Source organism: Niveispirillum sp. FG156, assembly GCF_057809555.1.
Genome location: NZ_JBMDKE010000037.1, coordinates 52553 through 69596 on the forward strand (window position 1 = coordinate 52553; position 17044 = coordinate 69596).

The 17044-nt window shown below is 63.0% G+C and carries 6 protein-coding genes, 1 pseudogene and 1 CRISPR repeat array; all 7 genes and pseudogenes read left to right on the top strand.

Translation table 11 applies throughout. The features are described 5' to 3' along the window. The first annotated feature begins 5 nt into the window (after positions 1-5). The 7 genes and pseudogenes from cas3g (at position 6) to cas2 (ending at position 10251) form a co-directional block, all read left to right on the top strand. Positions 6-2417, top strand: coding sequence for a type I-G CRISPR-associated helicase/endonuclease Cas3g (gene cas3g / locus ACODSP_RS21405; RefSeq protein ID WP_488967573.1), 2412 nt, complete (start codon positions 6-8; stop codon positions 2415-2417). Next, positions 2414-4684 (top strand): type I-G CRISPR-associated protein Cas8g1/Csx17, encoded by a 2271-nt coding sequence (gene cas8g1 / locus ACODSP_RS21410; RefSeq protein ID WP_488967574.1) that lies wholly within the window; start codon positions 2414-2416, stop codon positions 4682-4684. The genes cas3g and cas8g1 overlap by 4 nt, the downstream gene beginning before the upstream one ends. 11 nt (positions 4685-4695) lie before the next feature. Then, positions 4696-5688: a type I-G CRISPR-associated RAMP protein Csb1/Cas7g gene (gene cas7g, locus ACODSP_RS21415; RefSeq protein WP_488967575.1), complete on the top strand. Its 993-nt coding sequence runs from the start codon at positions 4696-4698 to the stop codon at positions 5686-5688. A gap of 8 nt (positions 5689-5696) precedes the next feature. Next, the gene (csb2, locus tag ACODSP_RS21420; protein WP_488967576.1) at positions 5697-7400 is read left to right on the top strand and encodes a type I-G CRISPR-associated protein Csb2; all 1704 of its coding nucleotides are present in this window, start codon (positions 5697-5699) and stop codon (positions 7398-7400) included. Positions 7401-7674: 274 nt separating this feature from the next. Next, the gene (locus ACODSP_RS21425) at positions 7675-7854 is read left to right on the top strand and encodes a helix-turn-helix domain-containing protein (RefSeq protein ID WP_488967578.1); all 180 of its coding nucleotides are present in this window, start codon (positions 7675-7677) and stop codon (positions 7852-7854) included. A 232-nt stretch (positions 7855-8086) separates the two neighbouring features. After that, a pseudogene (gene cas4g/cas1g / locus ACODSP_RS21430) lies at positions 8087-9925 on the top strand (CRISPR-associated endonuclease Cas4g/Cas1g); the annotation flags it as partial. 26 nt (positions 9926-9951) lie between these two features. Beyond that, the gene (gene cas2, locus ACODSP_RS21435) at positions 9952-10251 is read left to right on the top strand and encodes a CRISPR-associated endonuclease Cas2 (RefSeq protein WP_488967577.1); all 300 of its coding nucleotides are present in this window, start codon (positions 9952-9954) and stop codon (positions 10249-10251) included. Positions 10252-10462: 211 nt separating this feature from the next. Next, a CRISPR array of direct repeats spans positions 10463-16951; the repeat unit is 36 nt; unit sequence CCTTCCCCGGCTGAAAGGCCGGGGCCTCATTGAAGC. The last annotated feature ends 93 nt before the right edge of the window (positions 16952-17044 follow it).

Consider the following 17044-nt stretch of genomic DNA (forward strand, 5'->3'; position numbering starts at 1 on the left):
GGGGGATGGATTTCGACCAATTCTTCGCAAAGGCGTCGGGAAATGCCAGCCAATTGCCCTATGATTACCAGCGGGCGATGGCTGAGGAAAGCTGGCCCGATGCCTTGATCGCCCCCACCGGCCTTGGCAAAACGGCTGCCGTCATCTTGTCCTGGCTATGGCGTCGATGGAAGGACCCGGCTAGGACACCCCTTCGGCTTGTCTATTGTCTGCCAATGCGGACGCTGGTGGAACAGACAGCGGCGGAAGCGGAAAAGTGGCTGCGCAATCTGGGGGAATTGGCGGGAGATGATTGGCCAGACCCGGATAACGGATTGACCTTGCTGCTTGGCGGCATGGAGCGGGACCGGGAAAAGCCAGCCTGGATTATGCACCCTGACCGCCCTGCCATTATCATCGGCACCCAGGACATGCTGTTGAGCCGGGCCTTGATGCGTGGCTATGGCGGCAGCCGTTTTCAATGGCCAGTCGAATTCGCCCTGCTGCATACGGATGCCCAATGGGTGTTCGATGAGGTGCAACTGATGCAGGCGGGCCTTGCCACCTCTACCCAGTTGCAGGGATTCCGGCAGCAGTTTCTCCCCCCATCCAATCGGGCCACCCGTTCTCTCTGGCTGTCAGCCACCCTGTCAGAAGCATGGCTGCGCTCGGTCGATCATCCGGTGGAGAAGCTGGATATAAGGCGCATCACGCAGGCACCGGAAGCCGCCGCGCGCATGCAGGCCAGCAAGCGGGTTGAAAAGGCCGGCAGCAGCTTGACCGGCCCCTCGAAGAAGGAAACCGCCGACTATATCAAGGCGTTGAGCGCGGAGGTGCTGGCCAGCCGACGTGACGATGGCCGAACATTAATCATCCTCAACACTGTTGCGCGCGCGCAGGAACTGTACAAGGCGCTGCGGCCTGCCATTGGTGCGGACCATCTTGTGCTGGTGCATAGCCGTTTCCGGGCGGGGGAGCGGCAGGCATTGCAGGACCGTCTGCGCAACCTGACGGTCAATGACGTGGTGGTGGCAACACAGGCCGTCGAGGCGGGCGTCGATATCAGCTCTGCGGTGCTGTTCACCGAACTGGCCCCCTGGCCGTCACTGGTGCAACGTCTGGGCCGCCTGAACCGCTACGGTGAATTTGGAGCCGACCGACCAGCCCTTGTGCGCTGGATCGACATCGGTGATGACGGGAAGGGCGAACTGGCCCGGCCCTATGCGGCAGCGGACCTCAGCACCGCACGGGAAACGCTGGACGGTCTGGCCGATGCGGCCCCGGTACATCTGCTGAATATCCCCTGCGACATGGAACCACCGCGCCATGTCATCCGGCGCAAGGATTTCCTGGATCTGTTTGACACCGACCCGGACCTGACGGGGTTCGATACCGATATCAGCCCGTGGGTGCGTGACGCGACGGATACCGACGTGCTGGTGTTCTGGCGTGACATGACCGGCGCGGGGGCGGACGGGCAGCCAGCCCCCGGCGCAGATGAACTGTGCCGGGTGCCTATCGGCCGTGTCGGCGACCTGCTGAAGGGTCGGGAGGTCTGGCATGACGATCCGCAGGCAACCAGCAGTCAGATGGCCTGGGTACGCCTCAAGAACCGGCCATGGCCAGGCATGACCCTGATGCTGCGCGCGGACCAGGGGGGATATGACCCGGCCATCGGCTTGGACCCGGCAAGTCCATCGGCGGTTCCCGTTCTGGCAACCACAGCCGGGGAAGTGCCGGGCCATGGCAGGGAGCCTGACACGTTCCAATCACGACGCGCCGTTCTCCTGACCCGACACCTGCAAAATGTCGAAGGGCGTGCGCGCCAACTGGCCGTTTTGTTGGGCTTGAACCCTGCTGATACGGAAATCCTGGCCACAGCCGCCCGTTGGCATGATGTCGGCAAGGCGCATAAGCATTTCCAGGCCTCTTTGGGTATGGCGATGCCGGGGCCATGGGCGAAATCCAACAATACAGGGGGAAAGAAGGAACGGTCCCATTTCCGTCACGAACTGGCATCGGCCCTTGCCTATCTGTTGGCCAATGACGGTGCCGCGGCGGACAGACCGGCGCAGACCGATCTGATTGCCTATCTGATCGCCGCCCATCACGGCAAGGTGCGCCTGTCCCTGCGCGCCCTGCCGAAGGAAAAACCAGCCGACCATGGCCATCGCTTCGCCCGTGGCGTGTGGGAAGGCGATAGCCTGCCAATGGTGGAGCTTGGCGACGGCACGGCAGCCCCTGCGGTCACCCTGCGGCTGGACATCATGGAAATGGGCGAAGGTGCCATGGGTCCAAGCTGGACAGAGCGCACGCGCGGGCTTCTGCGTGAACACGGGCCTTTCCGGCTGGCCTGGCTGGAAACCCTGCTGCGCATCGCGGATTGGCAGGCATCGGCAGCCGAGCAGCAAGCGGAGAATGAGGAGGCTGTGGCATGAGCGTGGATATTCATGAATATGCCCTGCCCGGCTGCGCCCCGCTGCCCCTGGCCAATTACCTGAAGGCCCTGGGCATTCTGCGCCTGATTGCCGAACAGGCGGACCCCGGCGCGCGGGGCTGGTGGAAGGATGAGTGTTTCTGGCTGCGGACCACGCTGGACGAAGCAGCCTTCCAACGCTTCTTCCTGGAAGAATACCGCCCCAGCCCCATCGCCGCCCCATGGAACGGGGGGAGTGGGTTTTACGATGGCGATAATGTCGATGGTTTCGCGCCTCTCCTGTCATCGCAAGCTCCCCGCTTTGCAGCCTATGCCGCCACCCTGCACCACGAAGTGGCCGCTGTGCGGGATGCAGGCTTCAGCGAACGCCCCAAGGAAGAGGCAAAGAGCAGCTTCGTCGCCCGTCTGCGCTCCACCTTGCCGGATGAGGCACTGCATTGGCTGGATGCCGCGCTGGCGGTGGGCAGTGACGGGCTCTACTTTCCACCCCTGTTGGGCACCGGGGGCAATGACGGACGCCTGGATTTCACCAATAATTTCATGCGTCGGCTGGTCTCCTCCAAGAACCCGGTGGGCTTGTTCAAGCCTGACGATGGCATTGCACGACCTGAAGCAGAAACCCTGTTGACCACAGCCTTGTTCGGCACTGCTTCGGCCAGCATGATTGATTCCGCTATCGGACAGTTCGCCCCTGGTGCGGCAGGCGGCCCCAATGCGTCCACCAGCTTCGAGGGTGGATCACAGATCAACAGTTGGGATTTCGTGCTGATGATCGAAGGGGCGCTGGCCTTTGCCGGAGCCACGTCCCGCCGTCTGGAGGCGGGTGGGCGATCCAGCGCCAGTTTCCCCTTCTGTGTCCGGACGACGGGGGCCGGCTGGGGCGGTACAGCGTTGGATGATGAGGGAGACGCCAGGGCTGAGTTCTGGGCACCTCTCTGGGGCGTCAAGAGCACAGCGGATGAAGTCAATCTGCTGCTGGCGGAGGGCCGGGCCATCGTGAATGGCCGCACGGTCCGCGATGGACTGGAGTTCGCCAGGGCGGCCGCAAGCCTGGGGGTCTCACGCGGGATCGACGCCTTTCAACGCTATGGCTTTGTGATGCGGTCGGGCAAAGCCTATCTCGCCACACCGCTGGGTCGGCGTTTGGTGAAACGGCCACGGGCCGATACGCTGTCCCTGATCGGCGAACTGGAACAGGGTGGTTGGCTGGACAAGGTACGCATCAAGCTGCGTGATGGCAAAGGCCCGGCACGGGGCCGCATCGCCCTGCGCGCCCTGGAAGAAAGCCTGTTCGACCTGACCGCCCCCGATGCGGGTGCAACCCAGGTGGAACGGTGCCTGATCGCCATTGGTGGGATTGTTGCCTATCTGGTCCATGCCCCACGGTTGCGGGAGGATATTCCGCCCCCGCCCCGCCTGTCCGAGAATTGGCTGCAGCTCATTGATGATGACCAGCCATCGACTGAATTCCGCGTCGCCACGGCCCTGGCAAGTCTTGGCTGGGCAGCGGAGGGCAGGAACGCCCGGATCATGGCCGCGCATTTCGCACCGCTGTTGCCGGCGAACAGCCGCAGTCAGTACCGTCAGTGGAATGATCAAGAAGCGGCGTTGGATTGCGTCTGGGGCGAGGGCAGCCTGGTCCGCAACCTCGTTGCGGTGCTGAACCGCCGCCTTTTGCAGGCCGAGGCCGTGGCGGAAGGCGGGCCGGGCGACCCGTTGGATGCGGTCCTGGGTGCGCCGCTTGCCGATATCATGGATTTCCTGGCGGGCCGGTTTGACGATGCGCGTTGTGCTTCGTTGCTGGCCGGGTTGGTCTGGGTGCGCCCCACCACCTTGCGCTGGAAGGCGTGCAACCGGCCAACCGACGTACCGCTGGCCTATGCCGCCTGCAAGCCGCTGTTCACGCCGCGCCAACGGTTACGACATCTGGAGCTTCCCCACGACCCGGCAACGGGTGAGGTGCGGACGATTCCCCTGCTGGCCGAGAAAACGCGGCTGCCGGTGCCACCGGGCATGGTCACCCGGCTGGTGCGCGGCGATATCGTGACGGCAAGCCAGGAGGCGCTTCGACGCGCGCATTCATCCGGTCTGTCCAGCCCCCTGCTGACCCGCGCGGGCGGGGCACCAAGTCTGGCACCAGCCGCCATCAAGGGCGACCGTCTGGCCGCCGCCCTGCTGATCCCGTTGGATAGCGGGGGCCTGGTCCGGGTGCTGAACCGTGCCTTCGATCTTTCCGTGACGAAATCCACCGATATTGATGCCGCTTGAGGAGACAACCCGTGACGCTTGATCTATCCCCGCTGAACAATGTGCCGCGCCTGTTGATCGAGGCGTCACTGCAACCTGTCCAGGGCACGCGTTTCCAGCCGACCGGCTTCCCCAACCTGGGGGCCGCCGAATATGCAGCCCCCGATGGCAACGGCAAGATGCTGCTGGTGGAAAGCGCGCAGAGCATGGCCAACCGGCTGGAGGCCGTATGCTGGGATGAAGGAAGAGGCAAGAATGGCGATCTCGTAAATAGTCTTGCTGGGCTTCCTTATGTCACCGTCGAAAATACGGACGGTGTATGGATGACCAATTCCATCCTTGAGGCCCATAGACTGAATTCTGTTTATATCGAGGAGACTGACTGGTTCGAAACAGAGTTCGCTTCGGCCTTGAAATACAAGAAAAAGGGGAAATCGTTTGAACGAGACGTTCCAACCTCGGTGAATTTCCGTACAGAAATTTATCCAACATTTCTGCGTTTTGATCCCGGCACTCTGGTTCATGGCGTCTTCCTGGAGTCAATCGCAGGCATCATCCGCGTCCCGCGCACCCTCTCCGCGTTCATCGAAGCGGAGGATGTGAGGGTCGCCGCAAGCGGTGGCGTGAAGAATGATCGTGTTTCCGCAAAGAAATCGGAAAGCAAAACGGCTGGCGAGGGGTACGGAAATGTGCCCTACGCGCGTGATGAATGGACGGCGAAGACTATCACGGCCTATTTCAACCTCGACCTTCAGCAAATCCGCGCTTTTGCGCTTGGCGATGCGGCGACGGCGCTGTTGATCGGCCTGTCACTGTTCAAGATCCGCCGTTTCCTGGAAACGGGCTTGCGCTTGCGCACCGCCTGCGACTTTGACCTGATCGGGGAACCACGGGTGACCCGCCCTGCCGAAGGCTGGTCACTGCCCGGTTCAGCGGCGCTTGACGCTGCCCTGCCCGGCCTGATCCAGGCTGTGGCCGCCGAGGGCAAGTTCGCAGGCATCACCAAAGTCACCTATCGCAAGTGAGCGGCCCCATGCTGGCGATCGCCTTCACCTTTTCCGTTGGCCGCTATCACGCCACCCCCTGGGGGCGGCATGTGAACGAAGCGGATGTCGCATGGCCGCCGGAGCCCTGGCGCATCCTGCGGGCGTTGATCGCCAGTTGGCACCGCAAGGCCGATCCGGTCAGCTTCCCCCATGCCGATCTGGCCAACCTGATCGACGCGCTTGCGGCGGAACCGCCGCAGTTCCGTCTGCCGGACAATGCCGTCCACAGCCATACGCGCCACGTAATGAAGCAAAATCACTTTGAAAATCAAAAGATAAAGGTTGATTTTGTTTTCGATGCCTTTGTCCGCCTGCCTTCATCGGAAAGCATGGTGGCGCGCTGGCCGACGGTGACGCTGGATGAACATCAGCGGGTGCTGCTGGCCTTGCTGGTATCAGGGATCGGCTATCTGGGACGGGCGGAAAGCTGGGTGGAGGCGTGGCTGCTGGAGGATGCGGAAGCCGCCGCTATCGAGCCGAACTGTCACCCACACCCGACGGGTGCTGAACCGGGGCTTGAAACAGTGCGGGTCATCGCCCCGCTTCCGGCAGAGCAATATCGGGCCGTGCGGGCGTCGCATCTTGACCGACTTGTCGCCGACATCCAGGCCGCCCATAAGGGGGCAAAACCAATGGGCGTAGAGAAGGCGCTTGCCAAGGCATCGGCGACACCGCTGGCTAGCACGCTTCCGGAACGGCTGGTTGATGCCCTGACACTGGATACCGCTGCCCTGCAGGCTCAGGGATGGAGCCGCCCACCCGCCAGCCAGGACGTGCTGTATGCCAGGGCCGCTCTTTCGCCCCTGCCCCGCCGGGTCCGCCGCCACCGGGCATCCGCAGAGGCCGACTTGCCGCAGGTTGCCCGCTTTGTCCTGGCCGGACGGCCCCGCCCCCGGATTGAGGACACGGTCAAGATCGGTGAACTGATGCGACTGGCGACCCTGGCCCGCTATGGCTGGGAAGCGCCTGATCCCGTGACGGGCCGTCGCAAACCCAAGGCACCGTCTTTGTTCAGCGGTCGGGAAGAGACGGGCGGCAAGCGCCTGCTGAGCGACCCGACCCATGGCCATGCCTTCTGGCTGCCGGAAGATGCCGATGGTGATGGCGAAATCGACCATATCACGATCTTCGCCCGTGACGGTTTTGACGCCGAAGCCCGAGAGAAGCTGGACAGCATCACGAAGCTGTGGCTGGAGAAAAAGCAACGGGATGATGCTGGTGAGGAAGGGGAAGCTGCGTCCTCCCAGCGCCAGGAATGGCGTCTGGCCCTGGAAGGGTTCGGCAAACCAGAGGATTTTCAATCGAAGAAGGAAATGGATGGCGGCTGCGCCTTCCTCACCCCCGGCCGGGTCTTCACCAGCGTGACACCGTTCCTTGCCGCCGGTCATTTAAAGGCTGGCCCCAACCCTTATCAACGCGAAATCCGCCGCCTGCTGCGGCTGCGCGGCTTGGTGGGGGAAGAGGCAATGGATCAGGTTCTGGTGGAAATCCAGAAGACGATAAGTGTCGGCGGTCGCACCCTCCGCCCGCTGCAATTCCACCGCTTCAGATCGACCCGTGGCGAACAACAGCATGACACTTCCGGCGCCTTTCTGAAAATCACGCTGCCGGTGGAGATAAACGGCCCGCTCTGTCTGGGGTACGGCAGCCATTTCGGACTGGGTTTGTTCAAGGCAGTGGGGGAGGCATGAGAAATACTGCAATAATCAATTTTCAAAATTGACTTGCTGCTGGATCATCTCCGCCCGCCACGCCAATAGCCGGGAAAGGAAGCGATATGACGATCAAATTCTACACGATGGGGGAGGTGGCGGCGGCCAAACCCACTGATCCCCGCAAACTATCGGCAACGACCGACGACGATATCGCCCGCCAGATCGCCGAGGACCTTGTACCGCACCCGACCAGAGCGCGGCCGAACCGTCGGAGTTCGTCCTGCGCGCCCCTAGTATTAAGGCGCGTGCCATCCGTAACCGCCTGGGGCTGACCCAGGAGCAATTCGCCGCTCGTTTCGGCCTCAATATCTGGACCCTGCGCGAATGGGAACAGCATCGCCGCGAACCTGATGGCCCCGCACAGACTCTGTTGCGGGTCATCGCCCATGATCCAGATGCCGTAGCAATGGCATTGGGTACAAACCGATAGCAGCCATCGCCTTCGACCACCGAATACTGTATCAATTCGTTCGGCAGGCCTGTCATTGAAGGCGGAAACGCTCGCCTGCCTCAGCCGAGGCGAAATACGGGATGGGCTACCGCCGCGGGGTTTCCGGTTATCCTGACACATGAAAACCGGGCATTTTCCGGTACGCTATTTCGCGTGAAATCCACCTGCGCTGTGTTACCCTTGCGATACACAACCATCGCATGGTGCATCCATGGTGGATGATCCCTCCCCGGACGAGACCGGTTCAGAAGAAACCACGCCAGACGAGACAGGCCGGGACCCGGTGCCCACCCCGCCCCCACGCGCCGTACAATTGTCGCTGGCGCTGCCGGCCCCGGCGGCGGGGATCGACGATGTGCTAGTGCCGGCACGGATGATCAATGAATGGGTCTATTGTCCGCGTCTGGCCTATCTGGAATGGGTGGAGGGGGAATGGGCTGACAGTGGGGATACAGAGGAAGGGCGGCGGGTGCATGCCCGTGTCGATGCCGCCCGTCCGGCCCTGCCAGCGCCAGAGGACGTGACGGAGGATAGCCGCCCGTTCACCACCCGGTCGGTGGAGGTGGCATCCGAACGGCTGGGGCTGGTGGCCAAGCTGGATCTGCTGGAGGGTGAAGACGGCATCGTCACGCCCGTGGATTACAAGAAGGGCAAGCGCCCGCATGTGGAGGCCGGGGCCTATGATCCCGAGCGGGTGCAGCTTTGTGCCCAGGCGCTGATCCTGGAGGATAATGGTTATCGCGTCGGTGACGGGTTCCTGTGGTTCGCGGGTAGCCGGGAACGGGTGCCCGTGCGGTTCGACGCGGACTTGCGGGCGCAGACGGCGACAGCGGCGGCCTCGCTGCGGCTGGCGGCGGCCACGCGGCGCATTCCGCCGCCGCTGGAAAATTCCAAGAAATGCAATCGCTGTTCGCTGCTGCCCATCTGTCTGCCGGATGAGGTGAACCTGTTCCGCACCGGGGCGGTGCCGCGCACGCCACCACCACCCGCCGACGGCGCCCTGCCGCTCTACGTTCAACAACCCGGTGCCCGCATCGGCAAGGAGGGCGAGGTGCTGGTGATCAAGGCCCCCGTGGCCCGCCCCGCCGACAAGGAACGGGACGAGGGATTCCGGGACAAAGAAGAAGAGGTGCGGGTCGCCATCGGCGAGGTGTCGGAACTGGTGCTGGCGGGCCCGGTCAACCTGTCCACCCCGGCCCTGCATGCCCTGTTGAAGGCCGAGGTGCCCGTAGCCTGGATGAGCAGCGGCTTCTGGTACATGGGCACAACGGGCGGGCACGGCCCCCGCAGCGCCGGGACACGCATGGCCCAATACCGGCTGCGCGATGACGAGGCCCGCCGCCTGGCCTTTGCCCGCACCCTGGTCGATGCCAAGCTGAAAAACCAGCGCACCCTGCTGCGCCGTAACTGGCGCGGGGGCGAGGCGGAACGTGAACCGGTGCTGGATCGGCTGCGCCACCTGTCCGTCAAGCTGCCGCAGGTGCGCGACATGGGCGAATTGCTGGGAACGGAGGGTGAAGGGGCGGCCCTTTATTTCCGTGCCTGGCCCAAATTGCTGAATGAAAAGGCCGCGTCCCTGCCGGAATTCGGGTTTGAACGGCGGTCCCGCCGCCCGCCCGCCGATCCGGTCAATGCCTGTCTGTCACTGTGCTATGCGTTGTTGACGCGCGCCGTTTCCACCTCTTTAGAGGTGGCGGGGCTGGACCCCTGGGTCGGCTTCTACCACACCGACCGTCCGGGCCGCCCCTCGCTGGCGCTGGATATGATGGAACCGCTGCGCCCCATCCTGGCCGACAGTGCTGTGCTGACTGTTCTCAACCAGGGGGAACTGAGTCCGCGCGATTTCGTCATGGCCGGTCCCGGCTGCAACCTCACCCCCGACGGTCGCCGCACCCTGATCCGCGCGTTTGAGCGGCGGTTGGAGCAGGAGGCGACGCACCCCGCCTTCGGCTATCAGATTTCCATGCGCCGCATGCTGCATGTGCAGGCCCGGCTGCTGGCCCGGTACCTGCGGGGGGAAGTGCCAACCTATCCCCATTATGTGCCGCGCTGCCCCCCGGTCGAAGGTTTCCCGCCATGGCCCGCCATAATGAACGGCTCTACATCGTCACCTATGACATCGCCGACCAGAAACGCTGGCGCCAAGTGTTCAAGGTGATGGAGGCCTATGGCGAATGGCTGCAACTCTCCGTCTTCCAATGCCGCCTGACCGCCCGCCGCCGCGCCGCACTGGCCATGCGGCTTGACCGCGAGATAAAGCCATCGGAAGATCACGTTCTGATCCTTGATATCGGGCCTGCCGATGACGTGGATTTGCGCGTCGAAAGCCTGGGCAAAAGCTTCAAGGCGATTGAGCGCCATGCCAGGGTGATTTAAGGGGTTTCTGCCGGTTGGTGGCGCGAGCGGCGCGATACCCACCAAATCCCGGCACCCGCTCGCAGGAACCCAAGTCATTGGGATTGCAGTGGTTCTTGGACATTGTATATCGGTTGAAAATGCGGTCGGTGTAAGACTACCCACCCACCAAAGGACCCGCTCGCAAATCCGGGCGGTTTTTGTTATGATACAAGTGGTTCCAGGGTAGGGGCCTTCCCCGGCTGAAAGGCCGGGGCCTCATTGAAGCGCACTACTCTTCCCCGCCAAGGCTCCGACGGTGCCGCGCCTTCCCCGGCTGAAAGGCCGGGGCCTCATTGAAGCCCGGTACTATTTCCGGGTGCCGCGCGTGGCAGACCGGCCGGCCTTCCCCGGCTGAAAGGCCGGGGCCTCATTGAAGCGTAGGCATATCCCAGGCCCTGCTTGACAGATGGGCGGCCCTTCCCCGGCTGAAAGGCCGGGGCCTCATTGAAGCCCAGATGCCCGAAAGCGCTTCCGCTCGCGTGTCCGCTCCTTCCCCGGCTGAAAGGCCGGGGCCTCATTGAAGCGCGCTCCGCCCGCTTGTGGCGTTGGTATAGGCGCGGGCCTTCCCCGGCTGAAAGGCCGGGGCCTCATTGAAGCCAAGTTTCGCCAGGCCGTCTCGCGCCCTCGCTTCGCTCACCTTCCCCGGCTGAAAGGCCGGGGCCTCATTGAAGCTCAAGATTGCGATCCGCTTCATATCGGCTGAGCTTTTCCTTCCCCGGCTGAAAGGCCGGGGCCTCATTGAAGCAGGATGTCGTCATCCCCCAGGCTTGATGATGGGTTCTGGCCTTCCCCGGCTGAAAGGCCGGGGCCTCATTGAAGCAGGTCAATCTTCGGCTTATCGCCGTCGCCTTCTCCACCCCTTCCCCGGCTGAAAGGCCGGGGCCTCATTGAAGCAACAAGTCGGCGCGCAGAGCCACCTCCGCGTCGTTCCTTCCCCGGCTGAAAGGCCGGGGCCTCATTGAAGCATCAACGGTCATCGTGGGACGTATGAGTCTCTAGACCTTCCTTCCCCGGCTGAAAGGCCGGGGCCTCATTGAAGCGGAAAAGTCCGCTGGCTACGTTTGCACAAGCGTTCTGTCCTTCCCCGGCTGAAAGGCCGGGGCCTCATTGAAGCTGCGGATTGATCAGCCCCGCGATGCCCTGCGCATCCACCCCTTCCCCGGCTGAAAGGCCGGGGCCTCATTGAAGCAGGCCAAGGACCATAGCCGGCTCAACGTGCAGGGCCTGTTCCTTCCCCGGCTGAAAGGCCGGGGCCTCATTGAAGCTTGCCCAGACTGGTCATGCAGGTGGCCAGGGTGACATAGCCTTCCCCGGCTGAAAGGCCGGGGCCTCATTGAAGCGTCGCCAATCCGTCTGGTCCCACGCGCCCTTTCCCCAGTCCTTCCCCGGCTGAAAGGCCGGGGCCTCATTGAAGCCACGTCATCGGGCGGGCATTGGCGCCGCGTGGCGAACCTTCCCCGGCTGAAAGGCCGGGGCCTCATTGAAGCAACGTCTTTCGGCTTATCCCTCTGGACTTGGCGTAATCCTTCCCCGGCTGAAAGGCCGGGGCCTCATTGAAGCCGTTCTTGATCGCCTTGTAAACCATCTGCCGGCTTTGGCCCCCTTCCCCGGCTGAAAGGCCGGGGCCTCATTGAAGCCACGATTACGCCAGCCGTTGCGGTGCCTTCGCTGGCACTCCTTCCCCGGCTGAAAGGCCGGGGCCTCATTGAAGCCGAGCCGGAGTCAGGGCAAGGTCCGTGGAAAGAGCGTCCTTCCCCGGCTGAAAGGCCGGGGCCTCATTGAAGCCTTCAAAGGCGTCGTAATCGTCAGCCAGTTCCTGGCGGTCCTTCCCCGGCTGAAAGGCCGGGGCCTCATTGAAGCGAACAAGTATCCAGTGCCATTGGCATCACCTTCAGCACCTTCCCCGGCTGAAAGGCCGGGGCCTCATTGAAGCAGGAAAATCCGTTTCTCACGGAAGACGCTCAGGGGCTTCCTTCCCCGGCTGAAAGGCCGGGGCCTCATTGAAGCGAGGATGGCAAACTTCGCATCTTTACGGGAGCCGAACGCCCTTCCCCGGCTGAAAGGCCGGGGCCTCATTGAAGCCATCAAGAATGGCTAGGCTTTCCGTCAGCGGATCAGACGTGCCTTCCCCGGCTGAAAGGCCGGGGCCTCATTGAAGCCCGATCCTTTCCCGCGATGATGCACGCCAAGCCCAGACCCACCTTCCCCGGCTGAAAGGCCGGGGCCTCATTGAAGCGTCCAGCTTCTGCGACACCGCGCTGGGATCGTCATCACCCTTCCCCGGCTGAAAGGCCGGGGCCTCATTGAAGCTTTTGCAGTCGGTGCACCCTCTACACGCGTAACCAGACCCCTTCCCCGGCTGAAAGGCCGGGGCCTCATTGAAGCTACCTTGGTGACGCTCCCGTGCTGGTATGTGATAGCCCTTCCCCGGCTGAAAGGCCGGGGCCTCATTGAAGCTCGATAATCACAGTGGTCGAGGCAGGCGAAATAAACTGCCTTCCCCGGCTGAAAGGCCGGGGCCTCATTGAAGCGGTCTGCGCCATTATCCCCCGCTCCCATCGCCAATACCTTCCCCGGCTGAAAGGCCGGGGCCTCATTGAAGCCCGCCCTGAAGCGCCGTGCTCAGCACATCATTGATGCCTTCCCCGGCTGAAAGGCCGGGGCCTCATTGAAGCCACGCGTTTCCTATTTCATCAGAAACATGTGGTACTCTGCCTTCCCCGGCTGAAAGGCCGGGGCCTCATTGAAGCGAGAGTATCCAACCCATCCAGAAGCCTCGTCGGCAAGCCCTTCCCCGGCTGAAAGGCCGGGGCCTCATTGAAGCAAGATTACCGCTTGCAGCCTATGAACAGCACAAGAGCCCCTTCCCCGGCTGAAAGGCCGGGGCCTCATTGAAGCAGGCCGGTTCGACTGATGGCGGTTGCCTCTCCATCATCCCTTCCCCGGCTGAAAGGCCGGGGCCTCATTGAAGCACAGAGCAGACACGTCTAGGCGCGTCTCTGTTTTGATGGGGCCTTCCCCGGCTGAAAGGCCGGGGCCTCATTGAAGCGTCTTCATCGTGCATGGTCATCTCTCCTAGTATCACGCCTTCCCCGGCTGAAAGGCCGGGGCCTCATTGAAGCTCGCCTTCTCGGAACGTAATACGGCTCACAGGCGATCCCTTCCCCGGCTGAAAGGCCGGGGCCTCATTGAAGCAATCCGCAGCAGGTCAGCGCTGGCATGGTGCGGGAGGGTCCTTCCCCGGCTGAAAGGCCGGGGCCTCATTGAAGCATCTCCTGAATACCCCAGCCCGAGGGCGATGGGGCAATCCCTTCCCCGGCTGAAAGGCCGGGGCCTCATTGAAGCGGGCTGAACAACCTGGGCGAGCCCATCGGTGTGGGCCCCTTCCCCGGCTGAAAGGCCGGGGCCTCATTGAAGCCGCCAGAACCTCACCGGTCGGGAACCCGACTTCACAGGGCCTTCCCCGGCTGAAAGGCCGGGGCCTCATTGAAGCCATGCATCGGATCGCCAATCGGGGATTTGCAGCGGCGACCTTCCCCGGCTGAAAGGCCGGGGCCTCATTGAAGCGCAGGTCGAGGCGTCCAAGGAGCGGATCGCCAGCGAGCCTTCCCCGGCTGAAAGGCCGGGGCCTCATTGAAGCGACTGAGGCATCATCATGAACCACCCCGCCCTACATCCTTCCCCGGCTGAAAGGCCGGGGCCTCATTGAAGCCGATCCAGGACGCGTCCGATCTCAGCTTCACCCTCTGCCACCCTTCCCCGGCTGAAAGGCCGGGGCCTCATTGAAGCGGCATCTGCAACCGATGCGAAACCGCCAACTTGGACTTCCTTCCCCGGCTGAAAGGCCGGGGCCTCATTGAAGCGTACCAATAAAGCCCCGGCTCGGCGGCCACGAAATTCCTTCCCCGGCTGAAAGGCCGGGGCCTCATTGAAGCTAAAAAAATCCCCCGCCGGCAAGGACGGGGGAGAGCGACCTTCCCCGGCTGAAAGGCCGGGGCCTCATTGAAGCCCGCCAGTCTACACGATCACGGCGACGGCGTCACGGGGCCTTCCCCGGCTGAAAGGCCGGGGCCTCATTGAAGCTGCTGTAGCCCATTACAAAGCCCTCTCGATCTCCGAAAGCCTTCCCCGGCTGAAAGGCCGGGGCCTCATTGAAGCATGGGATTTCAGTGCCGGGATGCACCCTGTCTAACACCTTCCCCGGCTGAAAGGCCGGGGCCTCATTGAAGCATAAACTCTGGATGTGCATCATGTCGATGAACCGCCTCCCTTCCCCGGCTGAAAGGCCGGGGCCTCATTGAAGCCATCGCCAATCGATCCGGCTCTGTACCGATTTCCTGCGCCTTCCCCGGCTGAAAGGCCGGGGCCTCATTGAAGCATGTTGTGCTCCGGCCACGACCACCAAGCGCGGCTGCGGGCCTTCCCCGGCTGAAAGGCCGGGGCCTCATTGAAGCCCGGAGATATTCGACACCATCTTTTCGGCGTCGGGGTTCCTTCCCCGGCTGAAAGGCCGGGGCCTCATTGAAGCACCATGAAGCTTCCGCAAGGGGCGGAAATCATCCGCATCCTTCCCCGGCTGAAAGGCCGGGGCCTCATTGAAGCAGAAGCTGCTTGTAAAGCAGGCCGACGTGCTTGGTTCCCTTCCCCGGCTGAAAGGCCGGGGCCTCATTGAAGCAATGGATTTACATTCGAACTTGTTTGGACAAGTGTGCCTTCCCCGGCTGAAAGGCCGGGGCCTCATTGAAGCACTTGTTTAACAGGACCTGATTTGGTCTTGAACCCTTCCTTCCCCGGCTGAAAGGCCGGGGCCTCATTGAAGCCAATTTAAAATGCGGTTTTCCTGGGTAGCGCCGATTGAGCCTTCCCCGGCTGAAAGGCCGGGGCCTCATTGAAGCCAGCCTCTTTGATCAGCCTTCATCGCAAGAGCGCGACCCTTCCCCGGCTGAAAGGCCGGGGCCTCATTGAAGCATGATAATCCCGGCAATGATCACGCCCAGGATCACGGGCCTTCCCCGGCTGAAAGGCCGGGGCCTCATTGAAGCGAAGAGTTGCCCGAGGGGTACGAGCTGGAAACCTTTGCCTTCCCCGGCTGAAAGGCCGGGGCCTCATTGAAGCGTCCCTGTTCGGGCGTAACCTGAACGATGCTGAATATTATGACCTTCCCCGGCTGAAAGGCCGGGGCCTCATTGAAGCTCTTTCTGGCTATTAGTGATCTTGGATCTCTTTATAGCCTTCCCCGGCTGAAAGGCCGGGGCCTCATTGAAGCCTCACCGTACCGCGCCGCGATTTCCAGGGCCTTGGCACCTTCCCCGGCTGAAAGGCCGGGGCCTCATTGAAGCCGAGGAGTAATCCACCGCTGCCCAGTCTTCTTCGTCCGTCCTTCCCCGGCTGAAAGGCCGGGGCCTCATTGAAGCCCAGTTCATTGGCTTGCTCCGACGTAGCTCCCACGCCCCTTCCCCGGCTGAAAGGCCGGGGCCTCATTGAAGCCCGGACGGTAACCCAATTGGTCACCACCGTTGCCGGATCCCTTCCCCGGCTGAAAGGCCGGGGCCTCATTGAAGCCCGGCATTTCCACAGGAGCATCGGCAGCGCAGATTGCGGCCCTTCCCCGGCTGAAAGGCCGGGGCCTCATTGAAGCCAAGGCTGTCCTTGTCCATTGGGCGGGCGGCAGCGCGCATCCCTTCCCCGGCTGAAAGGCCGGGGCCTCATTGAAGCCCGGCATGCGCTGTCGGAGGCGGGCGCCCGCCAACATTCCCTTCCCCGGCTGAAAGGCCGGGGCCTCATTGAAGCAAGGTCAAGCGCGACGGGCGGGAAGTGCAGTTTGCGCTGTTCCTTCCCCGGCTGAAAGGCCGGGGCCTCATTGAAGCTCAAACACCGTGGCCTATGCTGTGGCCCTGGCGATCCACCTTCCCCGGCTGAAAGGCCGGGGCCTCATTGAAGCCGTGTTCCATCTTGCGCTTCCTGCATATTTTCGTATGCCTTCCCCGGCTGAAAGGCCGGGGCCTCATTGAAGCTGCACGTCGTCCTGCATCTTGCGCTGCGTGTCCGCGACCTTCCCCGGCTGAAAGGCCGGGGCCTCATTGAAGCATTGGCGGCGCGGATCATGCCGTCATCCCCGACCCATAGCCTTCCCCGGCTGAAAGGCCGGGGCCTCATTGAAGCAGCGATATAACGGGACCGGCCTGCCATCAGCGGCGACACCTTCCCCGGCTGAAAGGCCGGGGCCTCATTGAAGCTCAGACACGCCGCCCGTCACCACTCGCTCGTCCCTCTCCCTTCCCCGGCTGAAAGGCCGGGGCCTCATTGAAGCTCCGCAGGTGCGGGTCGATAAGGAGTTTGATCGCGGCCTTCCCCGGCTGAAAGGCCGGGGCCTCATTGAAGCCCGGCCCCCGCGTCCTTGCCCCGGCCGAAATGCTAGAGGGCGCCTTCCCCGGCTGAAAGGCCGGGGCCTCATTGAAGCCCGACAACGGCACCACGATCATTCACTCCGCAACGGACCTTCCCCGGCTGAAAGGCCGGGGCCTCATTGAAGCGTCGGGCCGGACGCTACCCCGGCGTTGTGTTTCCCGCCTTCCCCGGCTGAAAGGCCGGGGCCTCATTGAAGCATATGAGGACAGCGCCGCGCATGAGCCTGGACGCGCTTCCTTCCCCGGCTGAAAGGCCGGGGCCTCATTGAAGCTGCGGATCTTCGGCATTACCGCCTCCAGGGGGCCGTCCCAGGGGAATCGCTTCAGATTAACGGCCCTGAATTTCGAATGATATTTTCGAGATA